The following is a 19708-nucleotide window of genomic DNA, read 5'->3' as shown; positions in this document are numbered from 1 at the left end:
AGTCACATGAGCAAGGCGAACGAGCGCAGGCAGTCGATGTCCAGCGTGCGTACGAGTGGTCCGGTGCTGGGGGGCGTGCTGGTGCTGCTGGCGGCCTGGTTTGGCTGGAGCAGCTACACGCAATGGCGTGAGGATGCGATTGCGCACGACCTGGAACAGGCGCGCGATCGCGCCGTGCAGGGTGTCAGCCAGGCGATGTCTGCGCAGGCCAGCCAGCTCGACGCGGTGCTCAAACAGCCACCGGTGGCCGCTGCGTTGGCCAACGGCGATGCGCTGGCCGCCGCCTCGGCAATCCGCGAGCGCTTCAAGGGCGCCGAGGACGTGCAGGTGCTGCCCGGCGATCTGGCCGCCGCCTATGCCAATCCCAAGGACTTCGGCTATGCGCGACTGAGCCTGCTCGAATCGGCGCTGGTGGCCGAGCGTGCACAGGTCCATGTGGTGCGCGATGCCAGGCAGGTGCGTTTGGGCGTGGCCGCCGCAGTACGCCTGGGCGCGCAGCCGGCGGTGGCGTATGCCCGGCTGCCGCTGCTGCGCCTGACCGGCCCGCTGGATGCGATCGCCGTGCCCGGCAGTGCCTATCTGGCCTTGCGCCAGGGCAGCTACAACGTGGCCCAACAAGGCGACGTGGGCCTGGCCGATGCCGCCGAAACCCTGGCACGCCCGCTCGGCACCAGTGGCTTGCGTGTGGCCGCTGCGGTACCGCAGAGCGACGACGGCCCATTGGGTCTGGGCGCGCTGGGGTGCGCCATCGTGGCCGCCTTGCTGCTGGCCATCGCCGTGTTGCTGGTGCTGGCCAGCCGTGGCCGGGTGGCACTGCCACGTCGTCGCGTTGCCGGCGACACTGCGGCCGACGAACCCACCTTCAGCCAAAGCCTGCAGCACGACGCCAGCCTTGCCAGCGACGCGCGTGCGCTGGACCAGGCGGTATCGCCTGCACCACCGCCGCTGTTGCCGGTGGTCCAGGTCGCCACCGAAATGTTCCGCGCCTACGACATCCGCGGGGTGGTCGGGAAGGAGCTCAATCCCGGGGTTGCAGCGCTGATCGGCCAGGCCATCGGCAGCGTGATGCAGGCGCAGGGGCTGCGCGATGTGGTGGTGGGCCGCGATGGGCGGTTGTCCGGGCCGGAGCTGACCACTGGCCTGATCGAAGGCCTGCGGCGTGCCGGCTGCAACGTGACCGATATCGGTCTGGCGCCCACGCCGGTGGTGTATTTCGGTGCCTATGAACTGCGCGCCGGCAGCTGCGTGGCGGTGACCGGCAGCCATAACCCGCCGGACTACAACGGCTTCAAGATCGTCATCGGGGGCGAGACGCTGTCCGGCGCGGCCATCACCGAACTGCATCAGCGCATCAACGAAGGCCGGCTGCACACCGCGGCCACGCCTGGCGACCTGGAGCAGCGCGACATCAGCGACGCCTACATCCAGCGCATTGCCGACGACGTGCAGCTCGACCGCCCGATCAAGGTGGTGGTGGACGCTGGCAATGGTGCGGCCGGCGACATCGCGCCACGCCTGCTGGAGGCCATCGGTGCCGAGGTCGTGCCGCTGTATTGCGACATCGACGGCACCTTCCCCAACCATCACCCCGACCCGAGCGAGCCGCACAATCTCGACGACTTGGTGAACATGGTGCAGCGCTTCGATGCGGACATCGGCGTGGCCTTCGACGGCGATGCCGACCGCCTGGGCGTGGTCACCAAGGAAGGCACTGTCGTGTTCCCGGACCGCTTGCTGATGCTGTTTGCCGCCGACGTGCTGCAGCGCAATCCCGGCGCGCTGGTCATCTACGATGTGAAGTGCACCGGCAAGCTGTCCGACTATGTGCTGCGCAACGGCGGCAGCCCGCTGATGTGGAAGACCGGGCATTCGCTGATCAAGTCCAAGATGCGCGAGACCGACGCCGAACTGGCCGGTGAGATGAGCGGGCACTTCTTCTTCAAGGAGCGCTGGTACGGATTCGACGACGGCATCTATGCCGCCGCACGCCTGCTGGAGATCCTGGCCCAGCGCGAGGAAACCCCGTCCGAGGTGCTGGACGCGCTGCCCGAGAGCGTGTCCACGCCGGAGATCAAGGTCCCGGTGGACGGCGATGCACATGCGCTGGTGGCACGGTTTGTGGAGCGTGCGCAGGCCGGCGAAGAATCGCCGTTCGAATCGGCGCGCCTGTCCACGATAGACGGATTGCGCGCGGACTTCGTGGACGGCTGGGGCCTGGTGCGCGCCTCCAATACCACGCCGATCCTGGTGCTGCGTTTCGAGGCCGACAGCGAGGCCGCGCTGGAGCGCATCCGCGCGCTGTTCCGCAGCGAACTGCAGGCCCTGCTGCCGGAGCACCCACTGGCGTTCTGAACACCGCACGCTTGCGACGCACCGCCCTGCCTGTAGAACTCCAGGGTGCGCGCCGACAGACATCGACCGCCTGCCTTGAGGGAGCGCACCGGCGTCGACGCGGCTCACCGCGCGCCACCTGTTGCCGTCAGCTGCGCTGGAGGGTGGGGCGCACGCAGTGGTGCAGGGTCGCGCTGGTCGGGCAACCACACCGCATCCCAATACGGATACGCGCCGATCCGCTCGGCCAGGCCGGCGCGCAACGGCAAGGCCACCAGGCTGCGCGCAAAGTGGCGGTGGTCGGCCTGCGGCGCAAGCGCGGTCGCTTCGATGTCCGGCTGCCAGACCGTGCCGCCGCGCCCGCGCGCACGATTGACGGCATCGCCGGCGGCCTGTCGTGCAGCAAGCGCCAGCTGCAGCACGGTGGCCTTGCCCGGTGCCTGCACCAGGGCGCACCACCGTTGTGGCAGCAGTACCCAGCACAGCAGCCGCGCGCCAGGCCACTGGCCCGGCAGGGCCAGACTGGCGGCTGCAGCACGCGCGCAGCGCCAGTCTGCAAACAAGGGCACACCCTGATGTGCATGCAGGCACAGCGACCAACACGCCGCAGTGGGCGCCGGCAGGGGCAGGGGAAAGTGGCGCGCGCTGGACATGCGCACAGCCTGCCGACGGGGTGATGGCGGCACTATCGGCCAGCTGCCCGCGCGCAGGTCGGTAACCTTCGCAGCCTTGTGTACGACTCGGCTACCGAGCGCCGGCGCTCGCGCGTGACAACCCGCCATCACGGATCCATCCGGTCGCCACACAGTCGGCACACGCACCGGACCGCGGCAGACGCCATGCGTCTGGTCTACGCGCCCGCATCACAGCACATGCCAAACGTCAGTCGCGCCCTCAGACGTCCATCAACCCCTGCGGCTTGGCGACACCCATCCCGACCGCAGGGCCATCGCCAGCGCCGGTGACCGCGCACGTCCGCAATTCCGCAACACATCAATGCGCCGCGCGATCGCGCTTCCAGCCGCGATGCTTCACGTCCAGATACAGGCTGTAGAACGCGGTAAATGCCGGGAACAGGTTCTGCAGCACGCCTACCGAATCCTGCTTGGCCGAGAACACGAAGTAGCTCAGTGTCATCAGGCTGCCGACCACGCTCATGTACCAGAACAGGCGTGGGATCACCGGCTTGCCGGCGCGCTTGGAGGCCACGAACTGCACCAGCCAGCGGCCGCCGAACATCAGCGCGCCCACATAGCCGATCAGCTTCCAGCCGGTGACGTGGATGCCGGTCCAGTACAGCCAGGTCAGCTGTTGGTCGAGAAACGACGGTTCCATCAACGTTCCTCCACCACGGTGCGCTTGCTGCGGGTGATCAGCCACGCCACGCCGCGCAGGTCGCGGATACCCACCAGGGCGCGATTGAGGTTGTTGTACTTGGACACGCCGGCGGTGCGATGGCGGTGGTTCACCGGCACGCTCACCGTGCGCCAGCCGGCGCGCTGCATCAGGGCCGGCAGATAGCGGTGCATGTGGTCGAAATAGGGCAGGTCCAGAAACGCCTCACGCTCGAACAGCTTGATGCCGCAGCCGGTGTCGGGCGTATTGTCCTGCAGCATGCGCGAGCGGATCGCATTGGCCCACTTGCTGGCCCAGCGCTTGGAGCCGGAGTCCTGCCGGTTGACCCGCCACCCGGCGAACAACTTGACCTGCGCCTGTGCCTGGCTGCGCGCGATCAGCAGCTTGGGGATGTCGGCCGGGTCGTTCTGGCCATCGCCGTCGAGCGTGGCGATCCAGCTGGCGCGCGCGGCCTTGACCCCGCTGCGCACGGCCGTGCTCTGACCGCTCTGGGTCACGTGATGCAGCACGCGCAGCTCCGGCGTGGTGGCCTTCAGGCCTTGCAGCACCGCCAGGGTGTCATCGCGCGAATGGTCGTCGACATAGACGATTTCGAAGGCCACCACCCCGCGCAAGGCGCGCGTGATTTCCTCGACCAGGGCCGCGACGTTGTCGCGCTCATTGAACACCGGGACGACGACGGAAAGCTGAGGTTGGCTCATGGATTCGTGGTGGCCGGATGAAGGCTGAGCGAAAAAGATCGCGCATTGTGCCCTGACTGTCTGAGTCAGGCATGAAGCAAGCACACCTCATGTGCCGGGCTGCGACCCGCAAGCGGCCTGTAGCGTGTGGTTGGGCGCGAGCAGAGACGGCAACGGCGCGGGCGAATACCCGGATCTTGCCGTTTCAGCGCAGCCACGCCAGAGTCTTGCACCGCGATCTGCACTGCACGCTGCCCTGCGATCAGCTGCTGCGTGGGTGACGAGAGGCGGCAAGATGGCCATGCGATGTCGCCTCGCAGCCCAAAACCACACCGGTCAGCCACCGCAATCCATGCTGCGCGCCTCCGGCAGCCGCCAACACACCGATCCCGACCAGGGCCGAGAGCGGCTAGACCTAGTGAACGATGGCCAGGTGGGTGCGGAGGGCGCGCAGGAACCGGAATGTACGAGCCGACCATGCCGATTCCGGGCACCGGCCGGACCCGCCTAGCGGCTGCGCAGCAGCGCTGTCGGCCGCTCTAAGCGCGCTCGCCGAAGTAGCTGCGGCACCAGTCCACCACCTGCGGCAATCCGCGTTCGACCGGCGTGGCCGGGTCGAAGCCGAACGCCGCCTGCGCGCGCCGGGTGTCGGCCATGGTGCGGATCATGTCGCCCGGCTGCATCGGCCGGTAGACCTTGTCGGCCGGCCGGCCGGCGGCCTGCGCGATCACGTCGATGAAATATTCCAGCTCCACCGGGGTGTGGTTGCCCAGGTTGAACACCCGGTGCGGTACCGGCTCGCTGCTCGGCGCGTCCAGCGCGCCGAGCACGCCGGCCACGATGTCGTCCACGAACGTGAAGTCGCGTTGCATCCTGCCGTGGTTGAACACCTCGATCGGGCGCCCGGCCAGCACCGCGCGGCTGAAAAGCAGCGGCGCCATGTCCGGCCGGCCCCACGGGCCATACACGGTGAAGAAGCGCAGCCCGGTCGCGCGCAGGCCGTACAACTGCGCGTAGGTGTAGCCCATCAATTCGTTGGCGGCCTTGGTCGCCGCATACAGCGAGCGTGGCTGGTCCACGCGCTGGTCTTCGGAGAACGGCGGCGTGGCCGAATCGCCGTACACCGAGCTGCTGGAGGCATACACCAGGTGCTGTACGCCGCGGTGCCGGCACAGCTCCAGCATGTTGACGAAGCCGGCCAGGTTGCTGTCGACGTAGGCATGCGGGTTTTCCAGCGAGTAGCGCACCCCGGCCTGCGCGGCCAGATGCACCACGCGGGTGGGCCGGATCTCGTCGAACAGCGCCGCCAGACCATCGCGGTCGGTCAGGTCCAGCGTGCGCAGATCGATGTCCGGGCACAACGCGGCAACCCGGTCGTGCTTGAGCTGCGGATCGTAGTAGCTGTTGTAGTTGTCCAGGCCCACCACCGTGTCGCCACGCGCGGCCAGCGCGCGGCAGGTGTAGGCACCGATGAAACCGGCGGCGCCGGTGACGAGGATGGTCATGGCTGTGATCCTGAAAAATGCGGAAACAAAAGGCCGGTGCGACTGATCTGCATGCGCCGGCCGCCACAGGCATGGCTGAATGCGGCGCCGGCGGGTTGATGCTGCTGACGCGTCTGCAGTGCGCAGCGCGCCAGGCCCGGCTCGCGGTGGGCGCGGCTCATGCGGTGCTCCAGGGAAGGACGGCAACGCGCCATGCGTGGTCGTTCACCGCAGGGCGAGCGGCGCTTCGCTGGCGAGCTTGGCCTTGCGTTCGGCGCTGAACTTCCACCACGGCTGCGCCGGCTCGCCTTCCATGAAACGCACGATCGACAGGAACACATCGATCACGCAGGGGTCGTGCAGCACGCCCGTGCGCAGGCAAAGCTGTGCATGCATGTCGTAGGCATCACGACCGCGCAGCTGCGCAGGCACGCGGATACCGATCAGGCGCAGGTCCTTTTCGCAGGCCGGCCCGACATTGGGCAGGTCGGTCAGCTGCAGCAGATGCTGGCGGTCCACCTTGGCGGGATTCATTGCCGACGAGGATCCTGTTGGACTGCGGCCGCGATCAGCCGCGCTGCGCGCGCAGGCGTTCCAGCACGCCTTCCAGGGTGTCCAGATCGGTGTAATGGATCACCAGCTTGCCCTTGCCGCCGCGGCCATGGTTGAACACCACCTTGGTGCCCAGCGACTCGGACAGTTCGGTCTGCAGCGAGGCGATATCGGCCTGCGGAGCTGCGGCCACCGGCTTGCCCTTGCGCAGCGAACCGGGCACCTTGCCGGCGGCGAATTGCTGCGCACGGTGTTCGACCTCGCGCACCGACCAGCCCTGGTCGGCCGCTTCCTGTGCCAGCTTGCTGGCCAGCTCCGGTGCCAGCGTGAGCAGCGCCCGCGCATGGCCCATTTCCAGGCGGCGGGTTTCCAGCAGCACCCGGATCGCCACCGGCAATTCCAGCAACCGCAGCAGGTTGGACACCGAGGCCCGCGAGCGGCCCACCGCTGCGGCGGCCTCGGCATGGGTCAGCGAAAATTCGTCGATCAGCCGCTGCAGCGCCTGCGCTTCTTCCAGCGGGTTGAGATCCTCGCGCTGGATGTTTTCGATCAGCGCCATCGCGATGACGGTGCGGTCGTCCAGCTCGCGCACCACCACCGGCACCTCGGTCAGCCCGGCCAGCTGCGAGGCGCGCCAGCGGCGTTCGCCGGCCACGATCTCGAACTGCCCCGGCGCCAGCTCGCGCGCCACGATCGGCTGGATCACGCCCTGCGCCTTGATCGACTCCGCCAGCTCGGCGAGCTTGACCTCGTCCATCTCCTGGCGCGGCTGGTACTTGCCCGGTTGCAGCTGGCCTACCGGCAACTGGCGCAACGTGTCACCCGGCTGCAGCACGTCGTCGCTGGTTGCGCCGGGCGCCGTTGCCGCTGCTGCGCCCTTCGGTCCCAACAGCGCTTCCAGGCCACGGCCCAGGCCGCGCTTCTTTGCCAGAGGCGGCTTGCTCATCAGACGGTCTCCACGGGCCGGACGGCCTTGTTACGGTCGTTCTGGCGGCGCACGATTTCGCCGGCCAGCCCCAGGTAGGCCACGCCACCCCGGGAGCTGCGGTCGTAACCCACGATGCTCTGGCCATGGCTGGGCGCCTCGGCCAGGCGCACGTTGCGCGGCACGATGGTGCGGAACACCTTGTCGCCGAAATGCTCGGTCAGCTCCGCCGACACCGCGTTGGCCAGGTTGTTGCGGATGTCGAACATCGTGCGCAGCACGCCTTCGATTTCCAGCGCCGGGTTGAGGTTGGCGCGCAGCGCTTCGATGGTTTCCAGCAGCGCGGTGAGCCCTTCCAGCGCGTAGTACTCGCACTGCATCGGCACGATGATCGAATCGGCCGCGGTCAGCGCGTTGAGCGTCAGCAGCGACAGCGCCGGCGGGCAGTCGATCAGGATGAAGTCGTACTCGTCGCGGATCGGCGCAAGAGCGCGCTTGAGCCGCTGTTCGCGCTCGCCTTGGTCCATCAGCTGGATCTCGGCGGCAGTCAGGTCGATGTTGCCCGGCAGCAGGTCGAAGCCTTCCGGCGCGGTGACCCGGATCTCGGCCGCGGTGTTTTCGCCCAGCAGCAGATCGCAGGTGGAGGCGGCCACATCGCGCTTGTCGATGCCGCTGCCCATGGTGGCATTGCCCTGCGAGTCCAGATCCACCAGCAGCACACGCTTGGGCGCGCGCGCCAGGCCGGCCGCCAGATTGACTGCCGTCGTGGTCTTGCCGACGCCGCCCTTCTGGTTGGCAATGGCGATGATCCGGGCCATGCGGGAGAGCCTCGTGGGCAAGGAGTAAGACCGGCCATTATGCGGGCAGGGCGTCGGATCGGGAAATGCCGCCCGCCGCGGCCGTGCGCCTGGACGGGAATGACGGCCGCCGCTCAGCCGGCGGGCGGAGCGCCGCCGGGCGGTTCCTTCATGGCGCGGTAGCGCTGCAGGATGTCGGCGATCTCGCCGTCCAGCGCCACCCGTTGTTGCTCGAAGCTGGTCTGCAGGCGCAACTGCGCCATCAGCTCGCGATGGCGTTGCTGAATGTCGCCAGCCAGCTTGTCGGCCACGGCCTGGCCGGCCAGTTCGCGGTCGCCGGCCGTGCGCAGCATGCTGGCCAGCCCTTCGCGCAGGCTGGTCACATTGAAGCGCGCGGTGTGGATGTTGTTGTCGACGATGGCGATGCGCTCGTGGAACACCCGGCGCAGGTCGTCTTCGCTTTGATACGACATCAGCATCGCCTGGTCGGTGCGCTGGCGCATCTGCTCGGCGGCCAGATCGGCCTGGCGTTGCTGCTCGCTGGCCGCAGCGGCAGCACGCTCGTCGCTGCTCATCGCGCGCTGCACCTCGGCGCTGCGCAGCCCGCTCTTGACGTTGAACTCGTCGCGCGCCTGGTTCACCGCCTCCGGTGGCAGCGTGTCGCTGCACACCCGGGCGCCGTTCTGGTTCCAGCAATACAGTTTCTTGGCCGTCGGCTTGTCCTGTGCCAGGCCAGGGGCCATGACGACGGCTGCCGCGACGGCAGCGAGCAATGCCAAACGTGTGTGTCTCGGCATCATCGCAGCCCCCTGTCGCCTGCCGTCAGCCTGTGGTGTCGGTTCCGTAGCGGCCACGATAGGCCAGCAGCGGTTCCCGGTAGCCGACAAGGTCGGCGTTTCCTTGCGCAAAAGCAAGCAGATCGGCGAGGTTGGCCACTGCGATCACCACAATACCGGCCTCGGCCGCCACCGCCTGCGCCGCCGACCGGCGATCCTGCTCGGAGGCGATCTCCTGCCGGTCCAGCGCCACCACGATGCCCGACGGCGTACCGCCAGCGGCGCGGATGATGCCCAGGGCCTCGCGGATGGCGGTGCCGGCGGTGATCACGTCGTCCACGATCAGTACCTTGCGCCCGGCCAGCGGCGCGCCGATCAGGGTGCCGCCTTCGCCATGGTCCTTGGCCTCCTTGCGGTTGAACGCCAACGGCAGGTCACGCCCACGCCCGGCATAGGCACAGGCCAGTGCGGTGGCCAGCGGGATGCCCTTGTAGGCCGGGCCGAACAGCAGGTCGAACTCCACGCCGGCCGTATCGATCGCATCGGCGTAGCACTGCGCCAGTTCCGCGGTCTTGACCCCGGAATCGAACCGCCCGGCATTGAAGAAGTACGGGCTGACGCGCCCGGACTTGAGCGTGAACTCGCCAAAGCGCAGGGCATCGGCGCCCAGGGCCAGCTGCAGGAAACGGGTGCGGTGGTTGGTCATTGGACGGGAATGGAGAATCGGGGATCGGGAATGGTAAACGCATCGCGCGCCGGCAGCCTTCCGCACGCGCCTGGGGTAGGCTTTACGACTCTCTATTCCCGATTCCCCATTCACGCCCATGCGCATCATCAGTTTCAACGCCAACGGCCTGCGCTCGGCCGCCAGCAAGGGGTTCTTCGACTGGTTCGCCACCCAGGATGCCGACGTGCTGTGCATCCAGGAGACCAAGGCGCAGGAGCACCAGCTGGCCGGGCCGGAATTCTTGCCGGCCGGTTACAAGGCCTGGTTTCGCGATGCCAGCACCAAGAAGGGCTATAGCGGCGTGGCGATCTATGCCAGGCGCGAACCCGACGAAGTGCGCACCGCCCTGGGCTGGCCCGAGTTCGACGAAGAAGGCCGGTACATCGAGGCGCGCTTCGGCAACCTCAGCGTGGTCTCTTTCTATATCCCGTCCGGCTCTTCGGGCGAGCTGCGCCAGGGCTACAAGTTCCAGGTGATGGAATGGCTGCGGCCGATCCTCGACGAGTGGCTGGCCAGCGGCCGCCAGTACGTGTTGTGCGGCGACTGGAACATCGTGCGTACTGCGCTGGACATCAAGAACTGGAAGTCCAACCAGAAGAATTCCGGCTGCCTGCCGCCCGAGCGCGACTGGCTCAACGGCCTGTGCGCCGACGCGGCAGACGACGCCAACCCCGCCGAAGGCCGCGGCTGGGTCGATAGCTACCGCGTCCTGCACCCGCAAGGCCAGGACTACACCTGGTGGAGCAACCGCGGCGCGGCGCGCGCCAACAACGTCGGTTGGCGCATCGACTACCAACTGGTCACCCCCGGCCTGCGCGAGACCCTGCAAGCCTGCTCGATCTATCGCGAAGAGCGCTTCTCCGACCACGCGCCTTACATCGTGGATTACGCGCTGTGAGTCAGCGCCCGCGGCTGGCTGAAGTGGCGCAGCGCCACGGTGCCGGGGCGACCAGGCAGTCGGCTGCGCGCAGTCCGCAGGTATCCGCAACGAGAAACGTCGCGCCGCTTGGGCGCCGCCGTTGCGCCGTGGGCCACGTTGCCCTCGCAGCTCCTCCGGTACCGAGCGCAATGTTCGCTTCCGCCAACCCGGCCCGCGCAGGTGCTGGCCACAATGGCGGCCTCGTCTCGTTCGCTTACCGCATCCAGCGGCTGCACGCATGACCAAGCCTGCACAACGTTACGAAGGCCTGCGCGGCATCCGACAGGCCTTCACCACGCCATCGGCGGCGACCATGGCGCTGCTCGGCTTCGGCAGCGGGCTGCCATTTTTGCTGATCGCCTCGCAGACCTTGTCGACCCGGCTGCGCGATGTCGGCCTGGACCTGGGCAGCATCGGGCTGATCAGCCTGGCCAGCTTTTTCTATCTGCTCAAGTTCCTCTGGGCGCCGCTGATCGACCGCTATGCGTTTCCGCTCACCGCCTTCCTGGGCCGGCGCCGGTCCTGGCTGCTGGTCGCGCAGATCGGCGTCACCATCGGCCTGGCCGCGCTGGCCTTCTCGCGTCCGGAGTTGAGCGTGACCGGCTTGGTGAGCTGGGTCCTGTTTGCCTCGTTCTGGGGCGCCACCCAGGATTCGGTGGTCGATGCCTATCGCATCGAGATCGCGCCGGAAACCGCCCAGGCGGCATTGGCGGCGACCTACACCTTGGGATATCGCGTGGGCCTGATCCTGGGCGGCGCCGGTGCGCTGTACATGGCCGAATATCTCGGCTGGACCTGGGCCTATGTGGGCATGTCGGCGCTGATGCTGCTGCCGATCATCACGACCCTGGTCTGTCGTGAGCCGGACCGTCCGGACACCACGGTGGTGCGCCGCGTCGATGTCGCCGGCGCATTCTGGCAACCCATTTCGAGTTTCTTTTCCAGCAATGGTCTGGCACTGGCGATCGTGCTGTTGCTGTTTGTCGGTCTGTACAAGTTCCCCGACCAGGTGATCGGGGTCATGGCCGGGCCGTTCTATCTGGACTCCGGCTACACCAAGGCCGACATCGCCACCGTCTCCAAACTCTTCGGCGTCTGGGTCGGGATCGTCGGCGCCTTTGCCGGCGGTGCGGCGGTGGCCGCATACGGCTTCCGGCGGATGTTGCTGGTGGCCACCCTGGGCGTGGCGTTGTCCAACCTCGCCTTCCTGCTGATGGCGCACAACCCGGGCAAGCTGTGGGCGTTCTATGCCGCGCTCAGTGCCGACAACCTGTTCCAGGGATTCGCCGGTACCGTGCTGGTGGCCTTCATGTCATCGCTGACCAATCGCAATTTCACCGCCACCCAGTACGCCTTGCTGGTGTCGCTGGCCAATTTGCCGGGCAAGTTTGCCGGCGGCGTTTCCGGCTTTCTGGTGCAGTCGACCTCCTACAGCACCTTCTTCATCCTCAGCGCCCTCACCGTGATTCCAACCCTGGCACTGCTGGCCTGGCTATGGCCGCGCCTGTTGGCCCACGACCGCCGACCGGATTGAAACGTCCGCCAAGGTTGCCGATGATGCCGGCGGGGCAATCCGTCGCACGAGGAAGGGCATGACCGATCTGGTATTGCGTGACATCGACCCGGTGCTGGTGGACCGCATCCGTCGCATTTCCGTCGCACGTGGCTGGACCCAGCACCAGACCGTCATGCATCTGCTCGAGCAAGGCCTGTTCGCCAGCGAATACGAAGTCACCGGTGGCCTGCAGCACCCGGAAGTCGACGCCCTGGCCGAAGCGATCGCCGCGCTCAAGGCGCTCCCGGCGGGCAACAACCCCTGACAACGGATGCCGGTGGTGCTGGCGCGGACCATACGGCGCCGACCCGGAAGACGGACGATCGGCGATGGCGCTGACGAGGAGCCTGCCTCCCGGCCGCTCGCGCAGTTCACGCAGCCAGACGGACAGACCATCGCCAGCGGCTTGCCGCATCAGCCGTATTCCTGTCCAGCGGCAGCGTCGGTCGACAAATCAGGCATGCGCTGCGCGAGCAGCCTCCACCGTCAAAGCGGCGCGGCCGTTCGGCCCGCTGTTGCGCTTACGCCGGATAGATCGCCCCCAGCAGCCGTGGCACCGCTGCCCCGGTGACCGACGGAAGGTTCGCCGGGCGTCCGGCCAGCAGTTCGGCCGCCAGCCAGGCAAAGCCCATCGCTTCCAGATAGTCCGGATCCAGCCCGTGCCGCGCGCTGGATTCCACCACCACGCCCGGCAAGCCGGCTGCCAGGCGGGCCATCAACACCGGGTTGCGCACGCCGCCGCCGCACACCAGCACGCGCCGGGTCTGCGGCTGCAGCCGCAGCAAGGCTTCGGCCACCGTGGCCGCCGTGAGTTCCAGCAAGGTCGCCTGCACATCTGCCGCCTGCAGCGCCCTGCCGCCCATCGCCTCCCGGACCCAGGCCAGATGAAACTGCTCGCGCCCGGTGCTCTTCGGCGGTGCCAACGCAAACCATGGGTCGGCCAGCAGCGCCTGCAGCAGGACCGAATCGACGTGGCCACTGGCGGCAAACAGGCCATTGGCATCGAAGGCCGTGTCGCGGTGCTGCTGACACCAGCTGTCCAGCAACGCATTGGCCGGGCCGGTGTCGAAGCCCCGTACCGCGCCATCGCGCGGAATCAGCGTCAGGTTGCCGATGCCGCCCAGGTTCAGCACCGCGCGATCCTCATCGCCCGCACCCAGCATGGCCAGATGAAAGGCCGGCATCAGCGGCGCACCCTGGCCACCGGCGGCCACGTCGCGGCGGCGGAAATCGGCCACCGTGGTGATGCCGGTGTGCTCGGCAATCCGGCTGGCATCGCCGATCTGCCAGGTAAAGGCCGGGTCGGCCTTGGGCCGGTGGCGGATGGTCTGCCCATGCGAGCCGATCGCGCGGAGATGCTGCCGCGCAACGCCGCTCTCTGCGATCAACCGGTTGGCGGCGTCCGCAAAGGCCAGCCCCACCTGCGCATCCAGTTCCCCCAGTGCATCGATGGCCACCGTCTCGGCGCCCTGGCCCAGTGCGATCAGGGCATCGCGCAGCGGCGGCGCCCATGGCACGGTCGTGCCCGCAACCAGTTCGCAGCGGCGGTGGCTGTCATCGGCAAAACGCACCAGGGCCGCATCGATGCCATCGGCGCTGGTGCCCGACATCAGGCCAAGATAGAGCGGAGAGTCAACGCGTTCCAGGACAGACATGCCGAAGCCAGAGATGCACGGTCGGCCAGCTTGTGCAGCCGGGCCAGGTCCGTCAACCGGTCTTGCACGCGACGCTGATGCGCGATACCCGCATCGCCACCGGACCTCACCTCGGGACGCGTGCCGCCAGGACCACGGCGGCGCGGAGTTTCCCCCCGCAGATCTCAGGCCTCTGCGGCCATCGCACCTAGGCAACGGCGGAGGGTGGTGAGACCAGTGCAGGGTGTGGGAGCTACTGGCGCTTACAACACCAGCGGACCACAGCGGTGGCTGCAGACGGATCAGCCACGCAGCGTGGCTGCATACAGTGGTCGGCGTTCTGCGCGGCCCGCGCGGCGCCACCGTTGCAGCAACTGCCGCAGTCACCTGGCCGCAGCCGCTCAACCGCGCGACTTGCCCTTGGCCGGCTTGGCGGCGTCGGCATAGATCAACTTTTCCATGCCTTCGATACGCGCCAGGGCCGGCGCCGTCTGCGCCCGGAAGGCCGCGAGCTCGGCACCTTGCAGCGGCTCCGGCGGCGGCATCGTCACCGACATCGGGTTGCGTTGCTGCCCGGCCACGCGGAATTCGTAATGCAGATGCGGGCCGGTCGCCAGGCCGGTCATGCCGACATAGCCGATCACCGTGCCCTGGTTGATGCGCTGGCCGGCCTTGATCTTGCCGAAGCGCGACATGTGCCCGTACAGCGTGCTGTAGTTCTTGCCGTGATCCAGGATCACCACATTGCCGTAGCCGCGCTGGGTGCCGACAAACACCACCCGCGCATCGCCGGCCGCCATGATCGGCGTGCCCGAAGCGGCCGCATAGTCCACGCCCTTGTGCATGCGCATGGTGCCCAGCACCGGATGCTTGCGCGCACCGAAGGTGGAGCTGATCCGGCTATAGGCCACCGGCATGCGGATGAAGCTCTTCTTCAAGGGCCGGCCGGTGATGTCGTAATACTCGGCCGGCTTGCCGGCGCGCTCGAAGCGGAAGCCGGTGTACGTCTTGCCACCGGTGGTGAAGGTCGCCGCCAGGATGTCGCCGGTACTGATCCGCTCGCCCTCGCGCCAGGTCTCGTCCATCACCACACTGAAACGGTCGCCCGGCTGCAGGTCTTTATCGAAGTCGATGTCGTATTTGAAGATTTCATCGGTCATGACCGCCACCGCCGCCGGCGACAGCCCGGATTTCCCGGCAGAGGCATACAGTGAGCTGCTGATCTCCCCGCTGGCCACCACCGTGCGCGTCGTGGTCGCCCGCTCGGTCACATTTTCGCGAACGCTGTCGCCCAGCAGGCGCAGTTCTACCCGGTGGCTGTCATCGCGATCGAAGCGCAGCGCCCGCAGCTGGCCGGGCGTCGGCATGTCAAACGCAATTTCAGTACCGGGACGCAGCTTGGTCAGCGCCTCCTTGGTGCCCGGATGCGCCAGTACCTGATACATCACCGCCGTCGGGATTCCCAGCTCGCCGAACAAGGTGCTCAGCGTCTGGCCCGACTTGACCTGCAGAATCTCCCAATCGGTGCTTGGCGCCAGTTGCTTGCGGCTGGGTACCAGCGGCGGTAACGGCAATGCCAGCGTCGAATGACTGGAAAGTGGCGTATCGATGGCGTTGGAAAAGCCCGGCACAATGGTGGCCACCAACGCACCGATGGTGGCGAACAGGCTGGCGTGGATCCAATGGCGGCGTGTCCAACGGTCGTTGAAGGCCGCCGGAAGATGCGCCTTGAGCTTGCGATGCAGTGCAGTGTCGTGGAGGACGTGGAGGCGTTCGTGAAAGCGCCGCTTGCGTGCACGGCCCTGCTCTGAGTTCTGCATCGTTCAAATTCCTCGCTGGCTCGAAGTGCGAGCCCAATCGCCGGTACCATAGACAGCCTGTAACAGCGCGTCAAACCATTGAGCCTGTTCGTTATTTTCATTTGGCGCGAAATTAACTCGCGTTTAACATCATTCACGTTTTTGACGGCAAGCGCCGCTGGAGTCTGTGGTTGGCCACTATCGAAGAATCCCTCGCACTCATCGGCCGTGGCGCCGAAGAGATCCTCAAGCTCGATCAGCTCGAAGCGCGACTGAAATCCGGCGTGCCGCTGCGGGTGAAGGCCGGCTTCGATCCCACCGCGCCGGACCTGCACCTGGGCCACACCGTGCTGCTCAACAAGATGCGGCAGTTCCAGCAGCTCGGCCATCAGGTCATTTTCCTGATCGGCGACTTCACCGGCATGATCGGCGACCCCAGCGGCAAGAACGTCACCCGCAAGCCGCTCAGCCGCGAGGACGTGCTGGCCAATGCCCGTACGTATGAGGAGCAGGTCTTCAAGATCCTGGACCGCGAACGCACCGAAGTGCGCTTCAACTCCGAGTGGTTCGGCCAGATGAGCGCGGCGGACATGATCAAGCTGTCCGCCCAGCACACGGTGGCGCGCATGCTCGAGCGCGACGACTTCGCCAAGCGCTTCGGCGGCCAGCAGCCGATCGCCATCCACGAATTCCTCTATCCATTGGTGCAGGGCTACGACTCGGTCGCCTTGAAAGCCGATGTCGAGCTGGGCGGCACCGATCAGAAGTTCAACCTGCTGATGGGCCGTGGCCTGCAGGAGCACTACGGCCAGGCGCCGCAGATCGTGATCACCATGCCGCTGCTGGAAGGCCTGGACGGCGTAGCCAAGATGTCCAAGTCGCTGGGCAACTACATCGGCATCAACGAGCCAGCCATCGACATCGTCACCAAGACCATGAAGATCGGCGATGAGCTGACCTGGCGCTGGATCGACCTGCTGTCCTTTGAGATCAGCATGGCCGAGGCCGCGCGTCTGAAGGAGCAGGTTGCCTCCGGTGAGCTGCACCCGCGTGAGGTCAAATTACGTCTGGCGCGCGAACTGGCAACGCGCTTCCACGATATGGCCACCGCAGAGCAGGCCATTGCCGGCTGGCACGCTGTGGTGACAGGGCAGGGCGACACCAGCCTATTGCCGCTACAGGAAGTGGTCGTGCCGCCCGAAGGCCTGCGCATCGCCAGCTTGCTGACAGCCGCCGGCCTGACGCCCAGCAATTCCGAAGCCACCCGCAAGCTCAAGGAGCGCGCGGTCAAGATCGACGGCGAAGTGGTGGAAGATGCCAGCCGCGTCTTCCACCACGGCTTCGAAGGTGTCATACAGGTGGGCAAACGCAATTTCGCCCGGGTGTCGCTCGTGAGTGCCTGACTCGAGACTGGCCTGAAGCGCGTCGAGGTCGCTGCAGGGCGGCAACCTCGACGGTTTTACGAACCACGCCATTAGATAGAGAGTGAATTCGTAGATGTACGAGAGGCTGATCCGCGGTTGAGTGAGCCATAGCGCACGTTTCTGGCAGCTTAGTGAAAAATTTTTCACAAAACCCTTCCCAAAACCGTTCTCTGGGCATATAGTTCGCCTCCCCCGACGCAACGGCCCGCAAACGCGGCGCCAGAGCAGAAAGGGTTCGAAAACTCCTTGAAATTAAGGTGTTGACGAAACGAAAAAGCCGGCTATGATGGGCGGCTCGCTACACGGAAAGACGCTACGGCGAATTGAAGTGCAGCGGCGGCAACTTCCTCTTCACGAGGGGTTGACGAGGATGAAAAGCCTGCTAATATGGTCGGCTCGCTTCGCAGAAAACCTTCGGGTCGAAACGAAGCAGCGTCAACCACTTCGAAATGAGGTGTTGACGGCAAGAAAAAGTCCGCTATAATGGGCGGCTCGCTTCGTCGGAAACGACGAAGCTGACGGGAACGGCGCTGAGGCCACTTCCCAATGTTCTTTGACAGTGTGCGCAGGTAATTTGTGCGGACGCCTGCAGGAAGGATGATTGTCCATCTTGCAGACGTTTAATCAAAAAGCAACATATTAATTGCTTTGCAAGCGATAAGTTGTCAGTGGTTGAACTTCTGCAGCTAAAGTATTTGTCTTCGGACATGTAATTTTAAGTGAAGAGTTTGATCCTGGCTCAGAGTGAACGCTGGCGGCAGGCCTAACACATGCAAGTCGAACGGCAGCACAGTAAGAGCTTGCTCTTATGGGTGGCGAGTGGCGGACGGGTGAGGAATACATCGGAATCTACTCTTTCGTGGGGGATAACGTAGGGAAACTTACGCTAATACCGCATACGACCTACGGGTGAAAGCGGAGGACCTTCGGGCTTCGCGCGATTGAATGAGCCGATGTCGGATTAGCTAGTTGGCGGGGTAAAGGCCCACCAAGGCGACGATCCGTAGCTGGTCTGAGAGGATGATCAGCCACACTGGAACTGAGACACGGTCCAGACTCCTACGGGAGGCAGCAGTGGGGAATATTGGACAATGGGCGCAAGCCTGATCCAGCCATGCCGCGTGGGTGAAGAAGGCCTTCGGGTTGTAAAGCCCTTTTGTTGGGAAAGAAAAGCAGTCGGTTAATACCCGATTGTTCTGACGGTACCCAAAGAATAAGCACCGGCTAACTTCGTGCCAGCAGCCGCGGTAATACGAAGGGTGCAAGCGTTACTCGGAATTACTGGGCGTAAAGCGTGCGTAGGTGGTGGTTTAAGTCTGTTGTGAAAGCCCTGGGCTCAACCTGGGAATTGCAGTGGATACTGGGTCACTAGAGTGTGGTAGAGGGTAGCGGAATTCCCGGTGTAGCAGTGAAATGCGTAGAGATCGGGAGGAACATCCGTGGCGAAGGCGGCTACCTGGACCAACACTGACACTGAGGCACGAAAGCGTGGGGAGCAAACAGGATTAGATACCCTGGTAGTCCACGCCCTAAACGATGCGAACTGGATGTTGGGTGCAATTTGGCACGCAGTATCGAAGCTAACGCGTTAAGTTCGCCGCCTGGGGAGTACGGTCGCAAGACTGAAACTCAAAGGAATTGACGGGGGCCCGCACAAGCGGTGGAGTATGTGGTTTAATTCGATGCAACGCGAAGAACCTTACCTGGTCTTGACATCCACGGAACTTTCCAGAGATGGATTGGTGCCTTCGGGAACCGTGAGACAGGTGCTGCATGGCTGTCGTCAGCTCGTGTCGTGAGATGTTGGGTTAAGTCCCGCAACGAGCGCAACCCTTGTCCTTAGTTGCCAGCACGTAATGGTGGGAACTCTAAGGAGACCGCCGGTGACAAACCGGAGGAAGGTGGGGATGACGTCAAGTCATCATGGCCCTTACGACCAGGGCTACACACGTACTACAATGGTAGGGACAGAGGGCTGCAAACCCGCGAGGGTAAGCCAATCCCAGAAACCCTATCTCAGTCCGGATTGGAGTCTGCAACTCGACTCCATGAAGTCGGAATCGCTAGTAATCGCAGATCAGCATTGCTGCGGTGAATACGTTCCCGGGCCTTGTACACACCGCCCGTCACACCATGGGAGTTTGTTGCACCAGAAGCAGGTAGCTTAACCTTCGGGAGGGCGCTTGCCACGGTGTGGCCGATGACTGGGGTGAAGTCGTAACAAGGTAGCCGTATCGGAAGGTGCGGCTGGATCACCTCCTTTTGAGCATGACGTCATTGTTCCTGTCGGGCGTCCTCACAAATTACCTGCATTCAGAGATTCATACCGGCACAGGTCGGTATGCGAAGTCCCTTTTGGGGCCTTAGCTCAGCTGGGAGAGCACCTGCTTTGCAAGCAGGGGGTCGTCGGTTCGATCCCGACAGGCTCCACCATATTGAGTGAAAAGACTTCGGGTCTGTAGCTCAGGTGGTTAGAGCGCACCCCTGATAAGGGTGAGGTCGGTAGTTCGAGTCTACCCAGACCCACCACTCTGAATGTAGTGCACACTTAAGAATTTATATGGATCAGCGTTGAGGCTGATACATGTTCTTTTATAACTTGTGACGTAGCGAGCGTTTGAGATATCTATCTAAACGTGTCGTTGAGGCTAAGGCGGGGACTTCGAGTCCCTAAATAATTGAGTCGTATGTTCGCGTTGGTGGCTTTGTACCCCACACAACACGTAAATGTAACTCCGAGGCAACTTGG

16 protein-coding genes, 2 tRNA genes, 1 rRNA gene and 1 other RNA gene are annotated in these 19708 nt (G+C 65.2%); 8 read left to right on the top strand and 12 right to left on the bottom strand.

Translation table 11 applies throughout. From position 1 onward, the window contains the following. The first annotated feature begins 6 nt into the window (after nt 1-6). Complete coding sequence (locus ACCQ12_RS18590; protein ID WP_372382438.1) at nt 7-2352, top strand: phosphomannomutase/phosphoglucomutase; 2346 nt, start codon at nt 7-9, stop codon at nt 2350-2352. Between the two features lie 104 nt (nt 2353-2456). Here the strand turns inward: ACCQ12_RS18590 and ACCQ12_RS18585 are convergent, their stop codons facing one another. The 10 genes from ACCQ12_RS18585 to pyrE form a co-directional block, all read right to left on the bottom strand. Further along, entirely contained in the window at nt 2457-2984 is a 528-nt protein-coding gene (locus ACCQ12_RS18585) for a hypothetical protein (protein ID WP_372382437.1), read from the bottom strand. 340 nt (nt 2985-3324) lie between these two features. Then, the gene (locus tag ACCQ12_RS18580; RefSeq protein WP_039411109.1) at nt 3325-3666 is read right to left on the bottom strand and encodes a lipid-A-disaccharide synthase N-terminal domain-containing protein; all 342 of its coding nucleotides are present in this window, start codon (nt 3664-3666) and stop codon (nt 3325-3327) included. After that, nucleotides 3666-4388: a glycosyltransferase family 2 protein gene (locus ACCQ12_RS18575; protein WP_166744870.1), complete on the bottom strand. Its 723-nt coding sequence runs from the start codon at nt 4386-4388 to the stop codon at nt 3666-3668. Before ACCQ12_RS18575 ends, ACCQ12_RS18580 begins: the two co-directional genes overlap by 1 nt. 386 nt (nt 4389-4774) lie before the next feature. After that, a non-coding RNA gene (locus tag ACCQ12_RS18570) (sX9 sRNA) lies at nt 4775-4846 on the bottom strand. A gap of 60 nt (nt 4847-4906) precedes the next feature. Next, nucleotides 4907-5872 carry an SDR family NAD(P)-dependent oxidoreductase gene (locus ACCQ12_RS18565; protein WP_104581170.1) on the bottom strand — a complete coding sequence of 322 codons (966 nt, stop codon included), beginning with the start codon at nt 5870-5872 and terminating at the stop codon, nt 4907-4909. A 204-nt stretch (nt 5873-6076) separates the two neighbouring features. Beyond that, nucleotides 6077-6385 (bottom strand): helix-hairpin-helix domain-containing protein, encoded by a 309-nt coding sequence (locus tag ACCQ12_RS18560; RefSeq protein ID WP_039413399.1) that lies wholly within the window; start codon nt 6383-6385, stop codon nt 6077-6079. Nucleotides 6386-6419: 34 nt separating this feature from the next. Then, nucleotides 6420-7349, bottom strand: coding sequence for a ParB/RepB/Spo0J family partition protein (locus tag ACCQ12_RS18555; RefSeq protein WP_039413397.1), 930 nt, complete (start codon nt 7347-7349; stop codon nt 6420-6422). Then, entirely contained in the window at nt 7349-8146 is a 798-nt protein-coding gene (locus ACCQ12_RS18550; protein WP_039413394.1) for a ParA family protein, read from the bottom strand. The genes ACCQ12_RS18555 and ACCQ12_RS18550 overlap by 1 nt, the downstream gene beginning before the upstream one ends. A gap of 113 nt (nt 8147-8259) precedes the next feature. Next, nucleotides 8260-8925: a hypothetical protein gene (locus ACCQ12_RS18545; protein ID WP_184441264.1), complete on the bottom strand. Its 666-nt coding sequence runs from the start codon at nt 8923-8925 to the stop codon at nt 8260-8262. A gap of 22 nt (nt 8926-8947) precedes the next feature. Beyond that, nucleotides 8948-9607 (bottom strand): orotate phosphoribosyltransferase, encoded by a 660-nt coding sequence (gene pyrE, locus ACCQ12_RS18540; protein ID WP_372382436.1) that lies wholly within the window; start codon nt 9605-9607, stop codon nt 8948-8950. A 118-nt stretch (nt 9608-9725) separates the two neighbouring features. Here pyrE and ACCQ12_RS18535 point away from each other — a divergent pair, with 118 nt between their 5' ends. From ACCQ12_RS18535 to ACCQ12_RS18525, 3 genes are all read left to right on the top strand, one after another. Further along, on the top strand, nt 9726-10526 hold the full coding sequence (locus ACCQ12_RS18535; RefSeq protein WP_355605508.1) for an exodeoxyribonuclease III: 801 nt from the start codon (nt 9726-9728) through the stop codon (nt 10524-10526). Between the two features lie 259 nt (nt 10527-10785). After that, nucleotides 10786-12081: an AmpG family muropeptide MFS transporter gene (locus tag ACCQ12_RS18530; protein ID WP_179456625.1), complete on the top strand. Its 1296-nt coding sequence runs from the start codon at nt 10786-10788 to the stop codon at nt 12079-12081. 58 nt (nt 12082-12139) lie between these two features. Further along, complete coding sequence (locus ACCQ12_RS18525) at nt 12140-12367, top strand: hypothetical protein (protein WP_003489057.1); 228 nt, start codon at nt 12140-12142, stop codon at nt 12365-12367. A gap of 256 nt (nt 12368-12623) precedes the next feature. Here ACCQ12_RS18525 and ACCQ12_RS18520 read toward each other — a convergent pair whose 3' ends face one another. Then, entirely contained in the window at nt 12624-13757 is a 1134-nt protein-coding gene (locus ACCQ12_RS18520; protein ID WP_372382435.1) for an anhydro-N-acetylmuramic acid kinase, read from the bottom strand. 380 nt (nt 13758-14137) lie between these two features. Further along, the gene (locus tag ACCQ12_RS18515; protein WP_179456629.1) at nt 14138-15556 is read right to left on the bottom strand and encodes a M23 family metallopeptidase; all 1419 of its coding nucleotides are present in this window, start codon (nt 15554-15556) and stop codon (nt 14138-14140) included. A gap of 170 nt (nt 15557-15726) precedes the next feature. Between ACCQ12_RS18515 and tyrS the strand changes: the two genes are divergently transcribed. From tyrS to ACCQ12_RS18495, 4 genes are all read left to right on the top strand, one after another. Next, a complete protein-coding gene (gene tyrS, locus ACCQ12_RS18510; protein ID WP_372382434.1) occupies nt 15727-16938 on the top strand; it encodes a tyrosine--tRNA ligase in 1212 nt (403 codons plus the stop codon). Nucleotides 16939-17675: 737 nt separating this feature from the next. Further along, nucleotides 17676-19222, top strand: a 16S ribosomal RNA gene (locus tag ACCQ12_RS18505). A 94-nt stretch (nt 19223-19316) separates the two neighbouring features. After that, a tRNA-Ala gene (locus ACCQ12_RS18500) sits at nt 19317-19392 on the top strand. A 19-nt stretch (nt 19393-19411) separates the two neighbouring features. Next, nucleotides 19412-19488, top strand: a tRNA-Ile gene (locus ACCQ12_RS18495). Nucleotides 19489-19708: the final 220 nt, after the last annotated feature.

It is taken from the genome of Xanthomonas sp. NCPPB 1068 (assembly GCF_041479385.2).
Taxonomy (GTDB): domain Bacteria; phylum Pseudomonadota; class Gammaproteobacteria; order Xanthomonadales; family Xanthomonadaceae; genus Xanthomonas; species Xanthomonas cannabis.
Note: the sequence above shows the minus strand (reverse complement) of the source record. Positions and strands in the feature narration are given on the sequence as shown.